At 66.6% G+C, this 21,423-nt stretch carries 19 protein-coding genes; 12 read left to right on the top strand and 7 right to left on the bottom strand.

What is annotated here, in order from left to right; all coding sequences use genetic code 11:
- Nucleotides 1-52: 52 nt before the first annotated feature.
- The 3 genes from ACQR1F_RS17340 (at nucleotide 53) to ACQR1F_RS17350 (ending at nucleotide 3,829) form a co-directional block, all read left to right on the top strand.
- Nucleotides 53-220, top strand: coding sequence for a hypothetical protein (locus ACQR1F_RS17340; RefSeq protein WP_315804823.1), 168 nt, complete (start codon nucleotides 53-55; stop codon nucleotides 218-220).
- A gap of 183 nt (nucleotides 221-403) precedes the next feature.
- Nucleotides 404-1,279 (top strand): dihydrodipicolinate synthase family protein, encoded by an 876-nt coding sequence (locus tag ACQR1F_RS17345; RefSeq protein ID WP_434886736.1) that lies wholly within the window; start codon nucleotides 404-406, stop codon nucleotides 1,277-1,279.
- A gap of 216 nt (nucleotides 1,280-1,495) precedes the next feature.
- Nucleotides 1,496-3,829, top strand: coding sequence for a xanthine dehydrogenase family protein molybdopterin-binding subunit (locus tag ACQR1F_RS17350; protein WP_434913517.1), 2,334 nt, complete (start codon nucleotides 1,496-1,498; stop codon nucleotides 3,827-3,829).
- Nucleotides 3,830-3,915: 86 nt separating this feature from the next.
- Here ACQR1F_RS17350 and ACQR1F_RS17355 read toward each other — a convergent pair whose 3' ends face one another.
- From ACQR1F_RS17355 to ACQR1F_RS17370, 4 genes are all read right to left on the bottom strand, one after another.
- Complete coding sequence (locus ACQR1F_RS17355; RefSeq protein WP_316177388.1) at nucleotides 3,916-5,001, bottom strand: tetratricopeptide repeat protein; 1,086 nt, start codon at nucleotides 4,999-5,001, stop codon at nucleotides 3,916-3,918.
- Nucleotides 5,002-5,009: 8 nt separating this feature from the next.
- Nucleotides 5,010-6,182, bottom strand: a complete 1,173-nt coding sequence (locus ACQR1F_RS17360) for a tetratricopeptide repeat protein (protein ID WP_315804827.1) — start codon at nucleotides 6,180-6,182, stop codon at nucleotides 5,010-5,012.
- Between the two features lie 72 nt (nucleotides 6,183-6,254).
- Nucleotides 6,255-7,634: a sensor histidine kinase gene (locus ACQR1F_RS17365; RefSeq protein WP_434913518.1), complete on the bottom strand. Its 1,380-nt coding sequence runs from the start codon at nucleotides 7,632-7,634 to the stop codon at nucleotides 6,255-6,257.
- Entirely contained in the window at nucleotides 7,609-8,274 is a 666-nt protein-coding gene (locus ACQR1F_RS17370; RefSeq protein ID WP_315713962.1) for a response regulator transcription factor, read from the bottom strand. Before ACQR1F_RS17370 ends, ACQR1F_RS17365 begins: the two co-directional genes overlap by 26 nt.
- A 118-nt stretch (nucleotides 8,275-8,392) precedes the next feature.
- Here ACQR1F_RS17370 and ACQR1F_RS17375 point away from each other — a divergent pair, with 118 nt between their 5' ends.
- The 6 genes from ACQR1F_RS17375 to ACQR1F_RS17400 all read left to right on the top strand — a co-directional run bounded on the left by ACQR1F_RS17375 (nucleotide 8,393) and on the right by ACQR1F_RS17400 (nucleotide 13,442).
- A complete protein-coding gene (locus ACQR1F_RS17375; protein WP_315796993.1) occupies nucleotides 8,393-9,172 on the top strand; it encodes an ABC transporter ATP-binding protein in 780 nt (259 codons plus the stop codon).
- A 16-nt stretch (nucleotides 9,173-9,188) separates the two neighbouring features.
- Nucleotides 9,189-10,055: an ABC transporter permease gene (locus ACQR1F_RS17380; RefSeq protein ID WP_434913519.1), complete on the top strand. Its 867-nt coding sequence runs from the start codon at nucleotides 9,189-9,191 to the stop codon at nucleotides 10,053-10,055.
- A 40-nt stretch (nucleotides 10,056-10,095) separates the two neighbouring features.
- Nucleotides 10,096-11,112 (top strand): ABC transporter substrate-binding protein, encoded by a 1,017-nt coding sequence (locus tag ACQR1F_RS17385; RefSeq protein ID WP_434913520.1) that lies wholly within the window; start codon nucleotides 10,096-10,098, stop codon nucleotides 11,110-11,112.
- A gap of 288 nt (nucleotides 11,113-11,400) precedes the next feature.
- On the top strand, nucleotides 11,401-12,012 hold the full coding sequence (locus ACQR1F_RS17390; RefSeq protein ID WP_315804832.1) for a LemA family protein: 612 nt from the start codon (nucleotides 11,401-11,403) through the stop codon (nucleotides 12,010-12,012).
- A gap of 15 nt (nucleotides 12,013-12,027) precedes the next feature.
- On the top strand, nucleotides 12,028-12,927 hold the full coding sequence (locus ACQR1F_RS17395) for a TPM domain-containing protein (RefSeq protein WP_434913521.1): 900 nt from the start codon (nucleotides 12,028-12,030) through the stop codon (nucleotides 12,925-12,927).
- A 17-nt stretch (nucleotides 12,928-12,944) separates the two neighbouring features.
- The gene (locus ACQR1F_RS17400; protein WP_434913522.1) at nucleotides 12,945-13,442 is read left to right on the top strand and encodes a TPM domain-containing protein; all 498 of its coding nucleotides are present in this window, start codon (nucleotides 12,945-12,947) and stop codon (nucleotides 13,440-13,442) included.
- A gap of 241 nt (nucleotides 13,443-13,683) precedes the next feature.
- Here the strand turns inward: ACQR1F_RS17400 and ACQR1F_RS17405 are convergent, their stop codons facing one another.
- Nucleotides 13,684-14,667, bottom strand: coding sequence for a helix-turn-helix transcriptional regulator (locus tag ACQR1F_RS17405; protein WP_434913523.1), 984 nt, complete (start codon nucleotides 14,665-14,667; stop codon nucleotides 13,684-13,686).
- Nucleotides 14,668-14,754: 87 nt separating this feature from the next.
- On the opposite strand from ACQR1F_RS17405, the gene ACQR1F_RS17410 reads away from it, so the two are divergent.
- Nucleotides 14,755-15,399: a glutathione S-transferase family protein gene (locus ACQR1F_RS17410; protein ID WP_434913524.1), complete on the top strand. Its 645-nt coding sequence runs from the start codon at nucleotides 14,755-14,757 to the stop codon at nucleotides 15,397-15,399.
- 117 nt (nucleotides 15,400-15,516) lie between these two features.
- Here the strand turns inward: ACQR1F_RS17410 and ACQR1F_RS17415 are convergent, their stop codons facing one another.
- Nucleotides 15,517-16,377: a hypothetical protein gene (locus ACQR1F_RS17415; RefSeq protein WP_434913525.1), complete on the bottom strand. Its 861-nt coding sequence runs from the start codon at nucleotides 16,375-16,377 to the stop codon at nucleotides 15,517-15,519.
- A 164-nt stretch (nucleotides 16,378-16,541) separates the two neighbouring features.
- Entirely contained in the window at nucleotides 16,542-16,730 is a 189-nt protein-coding gene (locus ACQR1F_RS17420) for a hypothetical protein (RefSeq protein ID WP_434913526.1), read from the bottom strand.
- A 978-nt stretch (nucleotides 16,731-17,708) separates the two neighbouring features.
- Between ACQR1F_RS17420 and ACQR1F_RS17425 the strand changes: the two genes are divergently transcribed.
- Nucleotides 17,709-19,724 carry a hypothetical protein gene (locus ACQR1F_RS17425; RefSeq protein ID WP_434913527.1) on the top strand — a complete coding sequence of 672 codons (2,016 nt, stop codon included), beginning with the start codon at nucleotides 17,709-17,711 and terminating at the stop codon, nucleotides 19,722-19,724.
- A 130-nt stretch (nucleotides 19,725-19,854) separates the two neighbouring features.
- Complete coding sequence (locus ACQR1F_RS17430; protein ID WP_434913528.1) at nucleotides 19,855-21,423, top strand: hypothetical protein; 1,569 nt, start codon at nucleotides 19,855-19,857, stop codon at nucleotides 21,421-21,423.

Genomic DNA, 21,423 nt, shown 5'->3' on the forward strand with positions numbered 1-21,423 from the left:
CTGTTTCCGCTTGGCATGATGGTTGGTCAATCCGGCGGAAAAATGACTGAAAATGGCGAAGTTCGTAGCCATTTTTGCCGTGTTTGACGCCACCGCGTTTGCCCTTCCTCGTCATGGTGCGCGCAATCGCAGATTGAATCGCTGCTTTCTCATCGCCTCTGCCGCCGGACCTTCCTCCATGGTGAAGAAGAAGTTTGAAGCTGGGTTTAACGCGAACTGATCGGCAGGTCAGTTGTGAGCGACAACATGCGATTGCTGCAGCAGTGTGACACCGTTGCACCCGCCCGCGCGAGCCAGGTTCCGCCCGGACGGACGCGTCGCTGGAAGCACTCAGTGCCGAGGGGGCTGCCCGCGATCATGCGCGTGCTTGCGGAGGCGGCGGCCCGGCCGCTATACCCGCCGCATGACTGAATTTCATGGTGTCTTCCCCTACCTGGCCTCGCCGATCGGCGCGGATGGCACGATCCGGACGGAGGTGCTGGGCCGGCTGTGCGATGATCTCATCCATGCCGGCGTGCACGGCCTGACGCCGCTCGGCTCGACCGGCGAGTTCGCCTATCTCGACCGCGCGCAGCGCATGACCGTCGTGGAGACAACCATCGAGGCCGCCCAGGGCCGCGTTCCCGTGATCGCAGGCGTGGCCTCGACTGCGATCGCTGACGCGGTGGCGCAGGCCAAGGCTTACCAGAAGCGCGGCGCAACCGGCATCCTGGCGGTGCTCGAAGCCTACTTCCCGGTCAACGACGCCGGTATCAAGGCGTATTTCCGGGCGATTGCCGATGCCGTCGACATTCCCGTCGTCATCTACACCAATCCCCAGTTCCAGCGCTCCGACCTGTCGCTCGACGTCATCGCTGATCTCGCCGAGCATCCGCGCATCAACTACATCAAGGACGCGTCCACCAACACCGGCCGGCTGTTGTCGATCATCAATCGCTGCGGCGACGCCATCAAGGTGTTCGCGGCGTCCTCGCACATTCCGGCGGCGGTGATGCTGATCGGCGGCAAGGGCTGGATGGCAGGGCCGGCCTGCATCATTCCGCGCCAGAGCGTCGAACTCTACAATCTCTGCAGGGCGACCTGCTGGGACGATGCGATGCTGCTGCAGAAGAAGCTGTGGCGCGTCAACGAGGCCTTCGCCCGCTTCAACCTCGCGGCATGCATCAAGGCCGGCCTGTCGATCCAGGGGTACGACGTCGGCGATCCCGTGCCGCCGCAGGCCCCGCTCTCGCCCGAGCAGCGCAAGGTCGTCGAAGAGGTGCTGCGCAGCCTGGCGTGACGCTGGTCGGGCTTGACCCGGCCATCCATCCCAAACGGAAACGGGATTGTGGATGCCCGGGCCTTCGCTGGGCCGAAGCGGTTTCGGCTGCGCAGGCGGGCCAAGCCCGGGCATGACAGTGCGGTATGACGCACCAGCACAATCATGGCTTGGCCAGCGGAACATCGATCCGCTAAAACCCCATGCAATTACATTGAACTGACCAAGGATTCCCGAATGAACATTCTTCCCAACAATATGCGGTTTGGTGCGGGGCAGCCCGTCAAGCGTCTGGAGGACCAGCGGCTGCTGACCGGGAAGGGGCAGTTCATCGACGACAAGGCGGAGGACGGCGCGCTGTGGCTCTACGTGCTGCGCTCCCCGCATGCGCATGCCAGGATCCTGTCGATCGACACCGCCGCCGCCCGCGAGATCGCGGGCGTGCAGGCGATCTACACCGGTGCGGACCTCGTCGCCGACGATGTCGGCACCATTCCGACATTGGCGATCTTCAAGCGTCCCGACGGCAAGCCGATGACGGTGCCGCCGCGCCGCCTGCTCGCCCATGAGGTCGTCCGCTTCACCGGCGAGGCGGTCGCGGCCGTGGTCGCGGCGTCGCGCACGATCGCGCAGGAAGCGGCGGAAGCGATCGTCGTCGACTACGAGGTGCTGCCGGCGGTGACCGATCCGGTGAAGGCGCTCGAGCCGGGTGCGCCCGTCGTCTGGGCCGAGGCGCCGGACAATATCGTTGCCGCGATGAGCTATGGCGATGCCGCCAAGGTGGAAGAGGCCTTCTCCAGCGCCGCGCACAAGGTGTCGCTCGACATTGCCAGCCAGCGCCTGGTGCCCTCGGCGATGGAGCCGCGCTCGACCATTGCCGAGATCGAGAAGAAGACCGGCCGGCTGCTGCTGTACGTGCAGTCGCAGACGCCGGCCTCGACCCGTGACGTGCTGGCGGAAGCCGTGCTGAAGCGGCCGAAGGAAAGTGTGCGCGTGCTGGTCGGCGACATCGGCGGCGGCTTCGGCCAGAAGACCAACCTCTATCCTGAGGACGGCATCGTCGCCTATGCCGCGACCAAGCTCGGCAAGAAGATCCGCTGGCGCGCCGAGCGCACCGACGAGTTCGTCGGCGGCACGCATGGCCGCGACCTCACCTCGACCGCCGAGTTCGCTTTGGACGCCAAGGGCAAGGTGCTGGCCTATCGCGTGCGCTCGATCGGCGCCACCGGCGCCTATTCATCGGGTGCGGCCAACATCATTCCGCTGGTGCTCGGGCCGTTCGTGCAGACCGGTGTCTATGACCTGCCGCTGGTGCATTTCGAGGTGAAGACCGTGATGACGCATACCGCACCGGTCGGTGCCTATCGCGGCGCCGGGCGTCCCGAGGCGGTGTTCATCGTGGAGCGCCTGTTCGACACGGCCGCGCGCCAGATCGGGATCGATCCGCGCGCGATCCGCAAGGCCAACTACATCAAGCCGGCGCAACTGCCCTACACCAACGCCGTCGGCCAGGTCTATGATTCCGGCGCCTTCGCCCACATGCTGGAGCGCGCGTCCAAGCTTGCGGACTGGGACGGCTTCAATGCGCGCAAGCGCGAAGCGAAGAAGCGCGGCATGCTCTACGGCCGCGGCCTCACCTCCTACATCGAATGGACCGGCGGCCGCGCCCACACCGAGAAGGTGTCGCTGCACGCGACCTCCGAGGGCCGCGTCATCCTGCACTCCGGCACCATGGCGATGGGGCAGGGATTGCAGACCACCTACACCCAGATGATCTCCGACACGCTCGGCATCCCGCTCGACAAGATCGACGTGGTGCAGGGCGACACCGATCTCGCCACCGGCTTCGGCAGCGTCGGCTCGCGCTCGCTGTTCGTCGGCGGCACCGCGGTGGCGGTGTCCTCCAACGATCTCATCAGCAAGGCGCGCGAGAAGGCGTCGAACCTCTTGGAGACCGCGGTCGAGGACATCGAGTATCGCGACGGCGTCCTCACCGTCGTCGGCACCGACCGCCGCATCAGCCTGTTCGAGATCGCGCAGAAGGAGCAGGGCGCCAAGCTGTCGGTCGACAGCGAGGGCGAGGTCGATGGTCCGAGCTGGCCGAACGGCACCCATATCTGCGAGGTCGAGATCGATCCGGAGACCGGCATCAGCCGTGTCGTGCGCTACACCACCGTCGACGACGTCGGCGTTGCCGTCAATCCGATGCTGGTGGCCGGCCAGATCCATGGCGGCGTCGCCCAGGGCATCGGCCAGGCGCTGTACGAGAACGTCGCCTACGATGCCGATGGCCAGCTCCTGACCGCGACCTATCAGGACTACTGCATTCCGCGCGCCGACGACGTGCCGCCGATCGTCGTCACGCTCGATGATTCCGCGCCCTGCAAGACCAACCCGCTGGGCGCCAAGGGCTGCGGCGAATCCGGCGCCATCGGCGGCCCGCCCTGCGTCACCAATGGCGTGATGGACGCGCTGTTCGAGCTCGGCATCACCAATTTGCAGACGCCGCTGACGCCTGAGAAGGTGTGGGCGGCGATCCGGGACGCGAAGGCCAAGAAGGCGGCGGCGTAAGCATAACTTCACTTCTCAGACCGCCGCATCCGTCTGCCGCTTGCCGGCATTGAGGATGCGGCGGTCAGGCCACCGCAGACGAGATGCTACCCGCGGATGGCGATGCCGCGGCCACATGCACTGTTGATGAAGCAGGCGCGCAGCGCGTCGTCGAGCTGGTCGGACCGTTTGCCGTTCAGAGCGAGGTCCGGAAAGCCATGACCCCGCAGGTAGACCTGCATCTGCAGGATCGCGCGATTGCCGCCCAGCGCGACGATGGTTTCGAGGTCCTGCCTGGCATCCGGCTCTCGTCCGGTGCGGGTGAGGATCAAGGCGCGCTGCACGAACATGTTGACGAGGTCGGGTCGGGCCGGGCCGGGAAGCACCCGCTGTCCGGGCGGACCGAGAACCTTGTTCAGGTCGGCAAGCGCTGCGCTGTCGTCTCCCAGCCCGGCCAGTATCGTCGCCCGCATCTGCAGCGCCTGGAGATCAGACCCCGCCGCGAGGATCGCATCGAGATCCTCCTTGGCGCCAGCCGCCTTGCCGGTCTGCAGCCTGATCTCGGCGCGTGTCATGCGGCTTCGCCGATCGTCGGGCTCGATTGCGATGGCCCGATCGAGATCCGCCTCCGACTGCTCCGGCCGGCCGCTTCGGTTTGCAAGGATGGCCCGGATCCAGAGCGCATCGACCGATGGCGGGTTGCGGACGAGGGCGTCGGTGGCCAACTGAAGCGCGGCCTGATCGTCCTGACCGATGAGGATGAAGGCCATGGTCGCCAGCGCGTCGGCATTCTCAGGGGCGGCCTGCAGCGCCGCCTTCACGTCGCGCGTGGCCTCGGTCAGCTGGGCGGGTATCCTTAGGCGGGCGCGGAGCAGCAGCGCCGGCACGTTGCCGGGCTGCTCGGTAATGGCGGTATCAAGCTCGGCGATCGCCTGCGGCAGCCTGGCGATCTCGGTGAGCTGACGCGCGCGAACGACGCGCTGCTGCGAACGGACATCCGCCGGCAGTGTTGCTGAAACTTCCGGCGGATCACATTCGCCGCGGGCTCTCGCCGGATAGGGCAGCTTGCATGTTCCGAAGCCGAAGGAGCGGATCGGGCCCGCCGTTCCAAGCATGTCTTCGGCGAGAGAGGGCGTGCCCAGCAGCCCGGCGATCAGGATGAGCGGGATGGCGGAGCGAATGCGGGATGTCATCGGAGGACTCACTTGCAGAGCTTGTCGAGCATGCAGGCGCGGATCGCGTCCTTGAAGTCGGGCGTCAGTTCGTCAGGCGCCTGGTTCGAGCGCCAATAGCCGGCGGTGCGCAGCGCCAGAACGGTCCGCTTGAGCACCGACTCTTCGATGCTCACGGCCAGCACCATGTCGTCGAACGCGAGATCGGTCTCGTCGAGTTCCCGATGCATCAGTGCACGCATGCGGAACGCCTCGCCGGATGGCGGATCAATCGCCGCGGCACGATCGAATTCGGCGATCGCCTCGCGGAATTGCTGACGCTTGGCGTGGATGAGCCCGAGGTCGAAGAAGGTCTCATATTGCTCCGACCCGAGCGATTTGGCTTCCTGCAGGTCGGCAAACGCCTCCTGCTCTCGTCCGGGTCTGTAGGTGAGCAAGTGGCCCCGTGCCGTGAGCGACAGGGGAATCCGTCGATAGGTTACGGCAGCGTTCAAGTCCTGCTCTGCACGGTCAAACTGGCCGACTGTCCAGTAAATGCGCGCGCGGTTCTTCAGAGCGACGATGTAGAAGTCGAGCCGGTTACCATAGCCGTCGAAATAGGGCTGCAGATTGATCTCGTCGGGACCGAGCGCAACCAGCGCGTCAGCGGTCTTCAGCGCTTCGTCGAAGCGGCGCAAACGCTGATGACTGTCGCTGCTGAGCAGCAGCGCATACTGGTTTCTCGGCGCGATCGCCAAGGCCATGTCATAATAGCGGATCGCGGAGCGGTCGTCGCCGGCGTCTGCATAGGAGGCGCCGACGCGCCAGATCGCATTCGGATTGGACGGATTGAGCGTCAGGACCTTCTCGATGAGTGAGTGGCTCAGTGTGAGATCGCCGAGACGGGACGCCGTCGTCGCGCGGGACAGCAGCAGTTCTTCATCGGTCGGCATCAGCGCGATGGCGGCATCGTAATCCTTCGCTGCAAAGTCCCACCGCTTCGTGTGATAGTAGCCCGAGCCTCGAACCGAGAGTGCGCGGCCACGCTCGGCCGAGGATGTGTTGGGCTCGGCAAGGATTCGGGAGCAGGCCGCAATGACGATCTCGGGGGAGGTCCTGAGCAGGGACTTCGCGCATTCGCCGTCCTGATCCGCGGCGGTTGCCGGTGCGGTGCATGAGAGACTGGCCGCTGCAACAATTCCTAGAACGGCAAGCCGTACCATGGTGGTTCCCCTGATGCTGGGAACGACATACCGTTGATTTCAGAACGGGCGTGTAATGAAACAACTAAAGGTTTAGCCATGGGGCTGGGGTGGTAGTTTCAGGATCACGCTGAAGTCGCCCGCGCTGCCCGCAAACCGCAGGTTTCCGCCGTGGGCCTCCGCGACGTCCTTGGCGATCGCAAGCCCAAGCCCCGATCCATGCGAGCCGTCGCCCTTCTGAAACGGCGCCAGCAGTCCGGTCTGCGCCTCCTCGGCGATCCCCGGCCCATCATCCCAGACGACGATCGCGACACCCGCCGCCGCCTTCTCCACCCTCACCATCAGCCGCGTCCGCGCGCCATGCGCCAGCGCGTTGTGGATGAGGTTGGCAAGCGCCTCGCGCAGGCTGATGGCGTCGGCGGCGACCACCGCGTTCTCCTCCGACGCCACGAAGCTGACCGAGACCTCCCGATCCAGCGTCAGCGGCACGCTTTGCGACAGCACCGATTTCGCCAGCGCATTGATATCGGTCGCCGCGAAGCGCGGCGCCTGGGCGCGGTGCTGGATCATGGCGTGATCGAGCAACTGGCTGGTGAGACGGGCGAGGTCGGCGATGCGGCCGCGCAGCCGGTCGAGCGCCTTCGGGTCCTTGGTCTGATCGCTCAGCAGCTCGACCTCGGCGTCGATGGCCGCGAGCGGCGTGCGCAGCTGGTGCGTGGCGTCGGCGATGAAGCGCTGCATCAGCGCGATGCGCTCGGCGAGGCGCTGCATGAAGCCGTCGATGGCGCCGACCAGCGCGCGCACCTCGCGCGGCGGCGTGATCGCGATCGGGCTGAGATCATCGGGGCGACGCTTGACGATCTCGGCCTCGATCCGCGTCAGCGGCGCGAACACCAGCCGCAGGCACAGCGCGGTCGCGACCAGCGCCAGCAGGCTCATCGCCGCGATCAGGCCGATCGCCTTCGAGGCGAGATCCCAGGTCAGCGCGTCGCGGGCGCGCAGGGTCTGCGCCAGCACGATCTGGCTCCAGCCATCGCCGGGCGCGCCGTCGAGCTTGCGCGCCACCGCGGCGATGCGCACGGCCTGGTCGCGATAGACGCCGTCGCGCAGCACCACGCCCTCGCGCAGCGCCCTGGCGGGCGCGGTGACGGCAAGATCGTCATAGCCGGCGATGACGACGCCGCGCGGATCGGTGACGCGATAGAATACCAAGTCATAGGCCGACAATGTCGCGAACGCTGCCGCCGGCGGATCCAGCGTCACGACGCCGCCCTGCATGTAGATGTTCTCGGCGATCTGCACGGCGCCGCCCGCGAGCAGCTTGTCATAGGCGTCCCGCGCGGCGGTCGCGGCATATTGCCAGGCGGCGAGGCTGAGCACGACGGCGCCGATGGCCAGGATCGCGCCGATCGCGATCAGCAGCCGCGCGCGCAGCGACGCCCTGAGGTCACGAAGCGTGGAGCTGATAGCCAAGGCCGCGCTCGGTCTTGATTTCGACTGACGTCGCCGCCAGCTTGCGCCTGAGACGTGCGACGAACTGCTCGACCGCGTTCGGGCTCGGGTCCTGGTCGAAGCTGAAGAGCTGCTCGACGAGCTCCTCCTTGGCGACGTAACGCCCAGGACGTGCGGCGAGGATTTCCAGCACGGTCAGCTCGCGCCGCGTCAGGTCCAGCGGCTGGCCGGCGACGCTGGCGGTGCGCCCGGCGCGGTCGATCACCAGCGGCCCCAGAGTCAGCAGATTGTCGGACTGGCCGGCCGCACGCCGGAGCAGCGCACGGGCGCGCGCTTCGAGCTCGCGATAGTCGAACGGCTTGATCAGGTAGTCATCGGCGCCGAGATCGAGCGCGCCGATCCGGTCGTCGACCGCCGAGCGCGCGGTCAGCACCAGCACCGGCGTGCGCAGGCCGCGCTTGCGCAAATGTTTCAGCACCGCGAAGCCGTCCATGTTCGGCAGCATCACGTCGAGCACGATGAGGTCATAGGTCTGCACCTCGATCAGCTCGCTCGCGGTGCGGCCGTCCTTCTCCCAGTCGACGGCGTAGCCGATCCGCTCGAACCGGCTGGTCACGGCGGCGCCGATCTCGGGCGTGTCTTCCACCAGCAGGATGCGCAAGGTCTCGTTGTCCGCCTCGGAGTCAGGTTCGCGTCAGTCTCCTCCTCTATCACTTCGAATAAGGGCGCCGAAGTGCACCAGGCGAAATTTCGCACTGCAATATAGAGGAGGGAGGACGATGACCGTCCATCAATCGCCGTCTCAGTTCGAGCCGCTGCTCTCGGTCGAGGGCGTGACGCTCCAGTACAAGACGCCGGACACCCTGGTCACGGCGACCTACCGCGTCGATTTCAAGGTCTTCGACTCCGACCGCTTCGTGCTGCTCGGCCCCTCCGGCTGCGGCAAATCCACGCTTCTCAAGGCGATCGGCGGCTATCTGAAGCCGACCGAGGGCCGCATCCGGCTCAAGGGCCACGACGTCAGCGAGCCCGGCCCGGACCGCATGATGGTGTTCCAGGAATTCGACCAGCTGCTGCCGTGGAAGACCGTGCGCGAGAACGTCGTATTCGCGCTGACCGCCAGCGGCCGGCTCGGCACGGCCGAGGCCAACGAGCGGGCGAAGTCCTATATCGACAAGGTCGGTCTCACCAAGTTCATCGACTCCTATCCGCACATGCTCTCCGGCGGCATGAAGCAGCGTGTCGCGATCGCCAGGGGCATGGCGATGGAGCCCGACGTGCTCTTGATGGACGAGCCGTTCGCCGCCTTGGACGCGCTGACCCGGCGCAAGATGCAGGACGAGCTCTTGCAGCTCTGGCAGGACACCCGCTTCACCGTGTTGTTCGTGACGCATTCGATCGAGGAGGCGATCAAGATCGGCTCGCGCATCCTGCTGCTGTCGCCGCATCCCGGCCGCGTCCGCGCCGAGCTCAACAGCGTGCCGCCGGGTACGATGGGTTCGCCCGAGCAGGTCGCGCTCGAAGGGCGCATCAACGACATGCTGTTCGGCCATCACTGAGACGAGGAGAGCATCTATGAGCGAGACGCTGGCGCTGCGCCCCGAAATCGTCAATGCAGACACGCCCCTCGGTGACGTCAAGGTCGAGGCGAGCCTGTCCTGGCTGGAACGCATCTACCGCGTCGGTGCGGTCCGCAAGGCCATCATCCTGATGGCGCTCGCCGCGCTGTGGCAGGCCTATGGCCTGTGGCTCGGCAATCCCCTGTTGTTTCCGACCTTCACCGACACGCTCTCAGCCTTCTTCGAGAACATCGGCAACGGTATCATCCCTGCGCGCACCCTGGTGTCGCTGGAGACGCTGCTGATCGGCTACGGCATCGGCATCGCGCTGGCGGCCGTGCTGACCACGATCGCGATCGGCTCGCGGATCGGCGCCGACATGCTGGAGGCGCTGACCTCGATGTTCAACCCGCTGCCGGCGATCGCATTGCTGCCGCTGGCGCTGATCTGGTTCGGCCTCGGCAAGGGCAGCATCATCTTCGTGCTGGTGCATTCGGTGCTGTGGGCGATCGCGCTCAACACCCATTCCGGCTTCCGCTCGGTGTCGAACACCTTGCGCATGGTCGGCCTGAACTACGGCCTGCGCGGGCTGAAGCTGGTGCGCTTCATCCTGATCCCCGCGGCCTTTCCGGCCATCCTCACCGGCCTGAAGGTCGGCTGGGCCTTCGCCTGGCGCACCCTGATCGCGGCCGAGCTGGTGTTCGGCGTGTCCTCCGGCTCGGGCGGGCTCGGCTGGTTCATCTTCGAGAACCGCAACCAGCTGGAGACGGCGAACGTGTTCGCCGGCCTGTTCACCGTGATCTTCATCGGCCTCGTCGTCGAAAACGTCGTGTTCGCCACCATCGAGCGCAAGACGGTGCGGCGCTGGGGCATGCAGCACTGAATTTCGAGTTATAAGCACAACAACAAGGAAGGAGACGACCATGTCCTGGAGCAAATCATTCACGGCCGCCGCGCTCGGCCTCGCCGCGCTGCTCGGCGCCACCGGTGCCTCGCAGGCCGAGGTCAAGGAGATCAGGCTCTCCAAGGGCTACGGCATCCTCTATCTGCCGCTGATCGTGATGGAGGATCAGAAGCTGATGGAGAAGCAGGCCGAGAAGGCCGGGCTCGGCCCGTTCAAGGTGAACTGGCAGATGCTCGACGGCGGCAACATCATCAACGACGCGATGATGGCCGGCTCGCTCGACATCGCTGGCACCGGTGCGCCCGGCTTCATCACGCTGTGGGCCAAAGCCAAGGGCATTCCGGCGGTGGAGGTGGTCGGCGTCAGCGGCCTCAGCTCCACCTCGCTGTGGATGAACACCAACAATCCCGAGATCAAGTCGCTGAAGGATTTCAAGCCGAGCGACAAGATCGCCCTGCCGGGCATCAAGACCTCGCTGTCGGCGGTCATGCTGCAGATGATGGCAGCGCAGGAGTTCGGCAAGGAGAACTACGCCAAGCTCGATCCGATGACCGTCGGCCTGCCGCATCCGGAGGCGCTGGCGGCGCTCACCTCGGGCAAGACCGAGATCACGGCGCATTTCACCTCCCCGCCGTTCTCCTACATCGAGCTGAAGGATTCGAAAGTCCGCCGCGTTGCCAATTCCGCCGACGTGCTCGGACGGATGACGATGGACGTGGTGTTCGCGCCCAAGCGCTTCGTCGACGCCAATCCCAAGGTCGTGCAGGCGTTCCTCGACGCGCTCGACGAGGCCTGCACGCTGATCGCCAACGACAAGGCTGCCGCGGCCGAGATCTACGCCCGCACCGCCAAGGTGAAGACCACCAAGGAGGACGTGCTGGAGATGCTGCAGGACAAGGACACTTGGTTCTCCGCGACGCCCGAGGGCGTGCTGAAGATCGCCGAGTTCATGCACGGCGTCGGCTCGATCAAGGTCAAGCCCGCGAGCTGGCAGGACATGTTCGTGACCCAGCTGCGCGACCGCAAGGGCAGTTGAGCGGGAGTTCGGCGAGTCGGTTGCAAGATTGCGTCTCAACTGCCTCCGCCCGTCATTGCGAGCGCAGCGAAGCAATCCAGGGTGGTGGGCGGGACTCTGGATTGCTTCGCTCGCGCTCGCAATGACGGCGGAGGGTATGTCCTCCAACGCTGCCTGAGCCCCGGAACTTCCCTGAACCGACCCACCGGCCGCCGCGACCCATGTCCGGCGGCCGGCTGCCGTCATTGCGCCGTCGCCAAAGCTGTGCTGTGTGAAGGCGGTACAACCGGATGAAGAGGGGGACGCGCGATGCGGAGATTGCTGACCGTGCTGGCGGCGCTGATGACGCTGAGCCTGACCAATTGCGGCTACAACGCCATCCAGACCAATGACGAGCAGGTCAAGGCGGCCTGGTCGGAGGTGGTCAACCAGTATCAGCGCCGTGCCGACCTCGTGCCCAACCTGGTCAACAGCGTGAAGGGCTTTGCCCAGCAGGAGAAGGACGTGCTGCTCGGCGTCACCAACGCCCGCGCCAAGGTCGGCAGTGTCCAGGCCACGCCCGACGTCGTCAACGATCCCGCGGCGCTGCAGAAGTTCCAGGCGGCGCAGAGCGAGCTGACCTCCGCGCTGTCGCGGCTGCTGGTCGTCACCGAGAATTACCCGCAGCTCAAATCGGACGCGCTGTTCCGCGACTTGATGTCCCAGCTCGAAGGCACCGAGAACCGCATCACGGTGGCGCGCAACCGCTACATCAAGGCGGTGCAGGAGTATAACGTCGGCATCCGTACCTTCCCGAACAATCTGACCGCGATGGTGTTCGGCTACAAGGAGAAGGCCAACTTCACCGTCGAGAACGAGCGCGAGATCTCGGTGGCGCCGAAGGTCGACTTCAACGCGCCGTCGCCTGCGCCGTCGAAATAGCCGGAGCAGGGAATCGTGCGCGCGCTGCCGGTCCTCAAGGCGCTGCTTGCGACGCTGTTCGTCTGCCTCGCGACGATCGTGCTGGCGGACGTCGCGGTGCCGCAGCTCACCGGCCGCGTCGTCGACCAGACCGGCACGTTGTCCTCCTCGGACATCGCGGGCCTCACGCAGAAGCTGAAGGACCTGGAAACCCGCAAGGGCAGCCAGGTCGCGGTGCTGATCGTGCCGACGACGCAGCCGGAGACCATCGAGCAGTTCTCGCTCCGTGTCGCCGAGGTCTGGAAGATCGGGCGCAGGAAGGTCGACGACGGCGCGCTGCTGGTGATCGCCAAGAACGACCGCAAGCTGCGCATCGAGGTCGGCTACGGCCTCGAAGGCAGCCTCACCGACGTCACCGCACGCCGCATCATCGACGAGGTCATCACGCCGAAATTCCGTACCGGCGATTTTGCCGGCGGTATCGATGCCGGCATCGACCGTATCATCGGCGTCATCAACGGCGAGACCCTGCCGGTGCCGCAGCCGCAGGCCTCCCATGGCGACGACTTGGACTTCGATTCCATCAGCTCGTTCGCGCCGGTGGCGCTGTTCGGCGCGCTGGTGATCGGCGGTTTCCTGCGGACGCTGCTCGGCCGCCTGATCGGCTCGCTGGCGACCGGCGGCGCCATGGGCGTGCTCGCCTGGCTGATGGTGGGATCGGTTGGGCTGGCGGCCCTGTCGGCGATCGCCGGCTTCGTCATCGCCTTCGTTGCCGACGCCTTCGGCGCGATGACGCCTGGCGGTGGCCGCCGCGGTGGCGGCTGGTCGAGCGGCTCGTCGTCATCGGGCTGGAGCAGCGGCAGCTCGAGCGACAGCGGCAGCTTCTCCGGAGGCGGCGGCAGTTTCGGCGGCGGCGGCGCCTCGGGCAGTTGGTGAGGACGGGGCGCGCGACCATGGGCATCAGGCGGATCGGCCGGCATCTCCTGCAGCATCACTGGCAGCTCAAGCGCATCTTCACGCCGGAGGTGCTGGCGCGCATCGAGCAGGCGATCAGGGACGGCGAGCGCACCCATGCTGGCCAGCTTCGCTTCGTCGTCGAGGGCGCGCTCGACGGCCGGCCGCTATGGCGCAACCAGCCGCCGCGCGAGCGGGCGCTCGACGTGTTCTCGCAACTGCGCATCTGGGACACCGCTGATAACAACGGCGTCCTGATCTACCTGCTCCTGGCCGACCGCGACGTCGAGATCATCGCCGATCGCGGCATTCATCACCGCGTCGGCGCCGAAGGCTGGGAGGCGATCTGCCGCGCGATGGAGGCGGAGTTTCGCGCAGGCCGCTTTGAGCAGGGGGCGGTCGATGGCATCGCCGCGGTGTCACGCGAGCTCGCGAAGCATTATCCGCCGCATGCCGGCGGGACCAACGAGCTGCCCGACGCGCCGGTGGTGATGTAGCTCGTCTCGGTCCTTCCGCGTTCGCTCGCCCCGGCTGCGCGTGAGTAACCCCACGCCGTCGCCACGTCATTCCGGGGCGCGCGGCACGCGCGAGCCCGGAATCCATAGCCACGAGATATGATGAGGCGCGGGATCGCCGTGGCGCTCATCTTCGTCCCAACACCGCTCCGGATTATGGATTCCGGGCTCGTCGCCGCGCGCCGCCCCGGAATGACGCGCGGGGAGAATCCTGGTCGGCCACTCACATCCTTTCCGCAGAGCCGCCGTACCGCTTCACCATGTCCCGCGCCAGCTCCGCCATCTTCGCGCGCAACTCCGGCGGATCGAGCACCTCGGCCTCGGGGCCGAACCGCAGCAGGTCGCCTGCGGCGTGCCACAGCGTCGTCCCGGTCGGGATCGTCGCGATGCGCCAGCCATCGGCATCGGCCTCGTCGGCAAGGCGCGTGCGCGCTCGCACGTAAGGCTGGCTCCATACCTCCAGTAGCCGCACGCCGAGCGGCGACAGCCGCACCGTGGCCGTCTTCGGATGCAGCTCCGCCTCCAGCCGCTCCGTCGCGACGCGCCAGTAGGCGGCGAGGTCGAAATCGGCGGGCCGGGCGAAGCTGTCGGCGGTCACGCTGCAGTCGAGAATGCGCGCGACCCGGTAGGTGCGCACGCTGCCCTCGACCTGTCCGGCGAGATACCAATTGCCGCCCTTGAGGACGAGGCCGAGCGGCGCGACGCGGCGGCGCTTCTCGGCGCGCCACGTCTGATAGCGGATGTCGATCTGCCGCTCGGCGAGGAGGGCGTCGGCGATGGCGCGCAGATGCGTCGGCTCCTCGGACTCGCCGAACCAGCCAGGCGCGTCGAGATGGAACCGCGCCTGCATGCGGCCGGCATTGGCGCGCAGGCTCTGCGGCAGCGCCGCCACCAGCTTGGTCTGCGCCGCGCTCATCGCGTCATCGAGCCCGAGCGCGGCGGCCGGGCCCGGCAGGCCCGCCATGAACAGCGCGTCGGTCTCGGCCGGGGACAGTCCGTTCAGCCGTACGCGATAGCCGTCGAGCAGGCGGAATCCGCCTTCGGCGCCGCGCTCGGCATAGACCGGGATGCCCGCCGCGGCGAGCGCGTCGATGTCGCGGTAGATCGTGCGCACCGAGACCTCGCAGGCGGCTGCGAGCTCGGGCGCCGTGACCTGTCCCTTGGCCTGCAGGGTGGTGAGGATGGAGAGCAGCCGGCTCGCGCGCATGACGTTGTTTAAACATACCTGACACGCCTTGTCAGGTATGGTGTGCGACAAGCCCGCCACCGCAGCCGGCAATGGGAGGAGACCAACATGACCACCGACGACAAGATCACGCTGTATTACTCGCCGCAGACCCGCGCCGCGGGCGCGCGCATCCTGCTCGAGGAGCTGGGCGCGCCCTATGATCTGCATGTCCTCAACATGAAGGCGGGCGAGCAGCGCAAGCCGGAATTCCTGGCCGTCAATCCGCTCGGCAAGGTGCCGACGATCGGACATCGCGGCCAGATCGTGACCGAGCAGGTCGCGATCTTCATCTATCTCGCCGATCTGTTTCCCCAGGCGGGGCTGACGCCGGCGCTCGACGATCCCATGCGCGGGCCCTATCTGCGCTGGATCGCGTATTACGGCGCGTCGTTCGAGCCCGCCGTGATCGACCATTTCATGAAGCGCGAGCCCGCGCCGGTCACGCAGTCGCCCTATGCCGATTACGACACGATGCTGGGTGCGCTGGAGCAGCAGCTCGCCAAGGGGCCGTATCTGCTCGGCGAGCGCATGACCGCCGCCGACGTGCTGTGGGGCGTCGCCTTCAACTGGACCATGATGTTCGGCGTGGTGCCGCGCAAGGAGGTGTTCGTGCGCTACGCCGAGCGCATCACCCAGCGGCCGGCGTTCCAGCGCGTCACCGCCGCGGATGCCGAGATGGCGGCCCAGCACGCGGCCGCCGCCGGCGTCTGAGCGCCAGCATCGAGGCAATCGAGCGAGGTCCCGCCGGCAACAGGACCTCGCTGATGTGATTGCATGATGTCCGCCAGGCCCCGGTCGCCAGATGCCGGGCTGCCCGCAACGGCCTCGCTAGTTCAGGCTGATCCCCGTGAGCGGCGTGCCGTCGACGCCGTTGTTGCTGATCGCGTTGTTCTTGAAGGACGAGACCGAGCCGCCGCCGGTCTGAACGACGCCGTTGGAATTGCCCTGGATGACGGAATTTCCCAACGTCACGATGGCGCCGCTGCCGCTTGCCAGAACGCCGGTGTTGTTGAACTCGGAGGTCAGCCGATCGAGAAACACCCCCATCCCCGGCTTTCCGGCCGGGACCGTGGCGGATATTCCGGCATTGCCATTTTCGATGGCCTTGGTGTTGGAGACGAGCACGCTGATTGCGCTGCTCGAATTGGCGGTTGTGACCGTGACGCCGAACGCCGACGCCTTGAGCGAGGAGTCCGCGATCACCACCTGTGCCGCACCGGTCGGCGCGACAGAGATTGCGCTTTGCGAGAAGTTCTCGAAGGTACAGTTCTCGACGACGAGCTTTCGGCCGGCGAGAAAATTGACGCCGTTGAGGCCGAGGGTCGTGCCGGCGCCGTTGATGCTCAGATTGCGCAGGATGATGACATCGTTGGCGCCGGCATTCACATTGATGCCGTTGGTCGCCGACGCCAGGACCGAGGCCATGGTCCCCCCGCCGTCGATGGTGATCGACTTGGTGATCGTGACGGCGCCGTAGCCGCCGGGATCGAGCACGTCGATCTCACCGCCGGCGGCGGTCTTCGAGATCGCGCCGGCGAAGGTCTTGCAGGGCGCAGTCCGGCTGCACGGGTTGACGTCGTCGCCGACCCCGGACACCCAGGTCCGCGTCGCCTGCGCGTGCGCGCCCGGCGAGGCCAGGATCAAAAGTGCGACGCACAACAATCCGATCGAAGAAATGAGCTTTCGCATGAGCGCTCCCCTTGAAATGCTGAAAATGAAAAATAGCCCGAACGCAGAGTATTAGTCTACGAAAGCAACCAGAGCGTTCATCGAGAATGGAGAAATATGTGGTGTAATATACAATCTTTGATTGTGTCTTGACCGGAGGCGATTTCGCTGACGGTGCGGGACCGTCATCGTCGTTCCGGTCTCTTGGGCGCTGTCTGCGTAGAAGCAGAATTCATATTCGTGTCTCGGTAGTAGAAGCAGACTCTCGGTTCGGGCGTTTGGCCGGCGCCGCCGATATAGAAGTTGCCGAGTTTGTCGGCATATCCCACCAGATCATCGGGCCGCACGCCTTTGATGGCCGGCTGATAATCCATGCGCGTTGCTCTCTTCGGTTTCTCGTTCCTCGCGCGGCGAACGCTTCAAGTTCTAGTGCAGGCCCGTCCTATTAGCCAAGCAGGCAGCCAGCCGTCCGATGTCGAGAATTGGCGTTCAGTTGGCTGACAAGCATGCCTTCCGTCTGTCGATGGCGTTGCAAGACTGACAACATTCGCAAGCCTACTGTCGTCCATCGATCACCCGCCCGACGGGCAATTCCCGCATCCCCTCCATGCGCAAACTGCCCGTCGAGCCAGTTTGTCGCACGTTGGCGGCCTTGTGTCGTCGGGCAAATCACCACGATGATCCCGGCCATCCCGCCTGCGATGAAGAGGGGCGTTTCGGCCGATCGTCACGAGGCGTAGCAGCGGGGAGCGGTGGCCGTATCGGGCTTGGGGCTTTGCGCAAGCGGGCCGGCGAGCAAGCGCGGTACGGACGGTCAAGTCGTAGGGTCCTGGCATCCCGATGCCGATGCCAAGTTCGCATGCAGGCTTCGCCTCGTGCGGATGACGGTGACCAGAAAGCCCGGCGCACCGGGGAGACTACGAAGCAGCCGTAAAGCCATCGTGCAGGGAAGGCCGGGTCGCTCCGGCTGAACCTGTGGTTCCTGCCCCGTGCAATCTTTCCGCACGGGGGCCACGGGTGCCAGTCGGCACCCGGCCTTCCCTGCGCCCTCCGACCGATGCGGAGGGAATGATGGTCAAAGCTCGGGTGCAATCGCGCCGCGAGAGCGGCTCTGTTTGACTCCCCGTCGACCACGCTGCGCCGCGTGCCGATCGAGCTTGCTGCCTCCGGACGGGCCGCCCAGAGCTGAATATTCGGGCACCGCCCGCCACATCTGCTCCACTTTGTCGGCGCAAATCCGCCCGGTATGAATCCCTAAAACTCAGGTAAGCCTTGCAAAAGTAAGATTTTGGCAATCAATCGAACGCTAACTAAGGTTACCAAGTGCTCAACGTCATGCGGAGACTCTGAACGTGAGCGACCAAAAGCCCGAACGGGCCAGCCTTGGCGTGGCCGGTACGACTGGCGCGGCCCCTGCGAGCGTCGACCCGGCCCTGACGACATCCGCCTCCCCGGATGCAGTCGATCCGGCCGTGCCCACGATCGCCGCGGTGGCCCCGCCCATGATCGCGCCGGATCACGAAGCGCCGGCGGCTGATCGTCCGGGCATCGACCCCAAGGCGGCAATCGTGGAAGCGGTGACCGCGCCCGAGCCGCAGCTCGACACCAAGGCCGGACCGGTTGCATTGGACGGCGCCACGACCGACGCCAAGTCTGCGCCCAACAGCCCTGCGCCCAACAGCCCTGCGCCCAACAGCCCTGCGCCCAACAGCCCTGCGCTCAACAGCCCAGCGATCAACAGCTCTGCGATCAATACCGGGATGACGGCCGGCACCGAGATCGGAACGATCAAGCCCGAGCAGCCGAAGATCGAAGTTGTCACGGCCGAGCCGGACAAGATCGAGCCCGCCAAGATCGAGGCGGTGAAGCTGGAGCGCGCCAAGCCCGAGCCTGCGCGGCTCGACCTGGTCAAATCCGACAAGGGCAAGTCCGACAAGGTCAAGCCCGAGCTGACAAAGTCGCAGGCGGCAAGGGGCACGGCGCCGGGCAAGGTCGAAGCCGGAGCGATCCCGAGTGCTGCGAAATCTCCCTCGACGATCCTGGATCTGATCAGGACCGAACCGGTCAAGTCGGAGCCGATCAAGGCGGCGGCGGCCGGCGAGCTCCTCAAGGTCGAGACGCCGAAGCTGTCGACGCTCGCGGCCAATGCGCCGAAGGTGGGTCCGATGGCTACGACCTCGCCGAAGCCGGACGCGCCGATCAAGCCCGTGACTGCCACCAAGACGGAAGCCGTCGTCCGGCCCGAGCCGGCCGCAAAGCCCGAGCCGGCGGCGAAACCAGAGACGGTTGCCAAGCTGGAGCCCGTTGCCAAGCCGGCATCGGCAGCCAAGCCAGAGGCGTCCGCGTCGCGTCCGGTCACGCCGGTCCAGGCGGCCGCCGGACCGCTGACCAAGGCGAGTGCTCTTGCCGCCGTCGACAAGGCCGCAGCCTGGGCCAGGGCGAAGTTCAAGACCGAGCCGTTCAAGGTCGATGCGGCGCCCAAGCCGGCGGCCGCCGCGACGGCAGCTCGCGCCGCTGGGGCGTCGTCGCCTCCGCAGGCGCAGACCCTTCCGCATGCCGTGATTCCGCATGCCGTGAACGGGAGGCTCGGCCTTCCGGCCATGGCCGCGATCCTGCTGCTGTCGATGGTCGTCGGCGGCGTTGCCGGTGGTCTGGTCACCGCCAAATTCGTCACGCGCTCCGGTGGCGGTGACGTGGCCGATGCGACGGCCGGCGAGGCTGCGGATTCCACGCTTGGCGCGACGGTGGCGCGGATCGACAATGATGTCGCCGCGCTGAAGGCGAGCCTCGACCAGACCAATCAGACCAGCCTCGTCGAGCTCAACAAGTCCGCCGAGCGTCTCGACCGGCTCGAGAAGATCCTGGGTGACCTGTCGACGAAATCGTCGGCCAAGCCGAGCGAGCTGCAGCGTCTGAGCGAGGCCGTGGACCGGCTGCGCGCCGCGCAGGCGTCCGCGACATCGCAGCAGGCGGCGTCACGTGACAGCGCGGCATCCGTGCCGCAGGCCGTGGGTGCGATCAATGCGGCGGCCCCGCCCGCGGGGGTGGCGAGCCGCCAGGAGGCGAACCGCGCCGAGGCAGCCAGGACCGAGGCAGCAAGGGCAGAGGCGAGCCGGACCGAGCCGGCGCGGGCGGAGGCCGCTGCTCGTCCGGAGCCGAACCGCGCGGAGGCCGCCAAGCCCAAGGTCGTCGAGGGCTGGGTGCTGCGCGACGTCGGTCGTGGCGGTGCGCTGATCGAGGGCCGCGGCGGCCTCTACGAGGTCTATGCCGGCGATCCCGTGCCGGGCCTCGGCAAGGTCGACGCGATCCGCAAGCAGGACGGCCGCTGGGTGGTCGTCACCACCAAGGGGCTTGTCGTCTCGCGCTGACCGACCATGTGTTTTGGGAGACGAATCTGACGAGGCGCCTCACCGCGACGTGAGGCGCCTCGTCGCACAATTGTCCGAAGCCGCCCGCCTTTCGGCTATCTTCGAGGGCTAGCAGGCCGTCAGTTGCGCCATGGAATCGAGGAGGCGGATCTTGCGACTGTCGGTATTCGGCCTTGTGATGCTGTGCTGCGCCCCGTTCGCTTACGCGGACGAGAGCGCGCCGATCGAGCGCGGCGCCGCCATCCTCGAGCCGTTCGCGCTGCGTGAGCTCGACAACGGCGCGTTCGGCCTCGGAAAGATGCTCGCGCGCGCGAGCGATGCGCCGCTGACCGACGCGGCATTGTTCGCGCTGCCGTCGATGGCCCCCGTGCGCAAGGCGCTCGAGGCGGAGTTCGACCGCTACGTCGACAAGCACAAGACGACGTTGCCGAACGAGAGCATCGGCGTCGGCACGTCCTACGCGTTCCAGCTGTTCGACCGCACCGTGCTCGATTCGTCCGATGCCCGCTTCGTGCTGGCCGGTGTCGTCAATCGCATGGATCGCGCCTTCGTCGATCCCGACCATTGCGGCGAGGTGCGGCTGCTGTACCGCCTGACGCGGACGACGCCGCCCGAGGCCAAGGACGGCGAGGTCGCCTCGCCGCGGCTGCCGATGACGCTCAACATCGTGCTCAAGGCGCGCAGCGACGCGCAAGCCAAGAGCAACTCCCCGAGCTGCGCCGAGATCGCCAAGCGGTGGCTGGCGACGTCCGATCTGCAACTGACCGGGCCGGAGCTTGCCGCGAAGCTGACGGCGCCGGACGGGCCGCTGGCGCTGATCAGGCCGGAGAACATCCACCGCATCGAGACCAACCTGCAGATCGCGCATGCGCCGAAATCGGCGATCCGCGATTTCCGCACCGACTACATGATGAAGGTGTTCGACTATCAGGCCGCGAGCGGGACGTTCGAGGAGGCGGTGCTGGAGGATCAGGTCGATCGCGACCGGCTGCTTTCGGATGCCGCGCTGGCGCGCGAGTTCAAGGCCTGGCTGCTCGACCCCGTCCATCTCGGCGAGCTCGACCGCGGCACCGCGGTGATCCCCGACCAGTTCCTGGCCAAGGTTGCGGTGGCGCCTACCCCGGTCGGCTTCGTCAATTCCGATCTGCTGCCGGCCTACGGGCTGGTGCAGGGGAGCGCGGCCGGGCAGGGCGCGGTGTTCACCCAGTCCGATGTGGTCGGCGCGCTGGAGAAGGCGGCCGCGCAGGGCATCGTGCTGCAGAACATCCAGTCGGTCGCAGGCTTCGAGCGTCGCCTCAACGATTCGAGCTGCGGCGGCTGCCATCAGACCCGCGGCATCGGCGGCTTCCACTTCCCCGGTGTCGACTGGATGGCGGAGAAGCCGTCCAACACCGTGGTGGTGCCGGGCTCGCCGCATTTCTTCGGCGACCAGGTCCGCCGGCGCGACATCCTCAACGCCTTTGCCGAGGGCCGTACGCCGGATTTCTCGCGCGGCTTCGCCAGCCGCCCGCAGCTGCGCGGCAGCGATGAACTCGCCGGCACGGTCTACAATGACGGCTGGGGCGGGCATTGCTACGCGCGCCACGCCGAGGCCGCGGACAACGACAAGAGCTTCTCGACCTGGACCTGCGCCGCGAACCTGTCCTGTCAGACCGGGCCGGCGACGCGGTTCGGCATGTGCTTCATCGCGACGCGCTAG

It is taken from the genome of Bradyrhizobium sp. HKCCYLS3013 (genome assembly GCF_051167615.1).
Classification (GTDB): domain Bacteria; phylum Pseudomonadota; class Alphaproteobacteria; order Rhizobiales; family Xanthobacteraceae; genus Bradyrhizobium.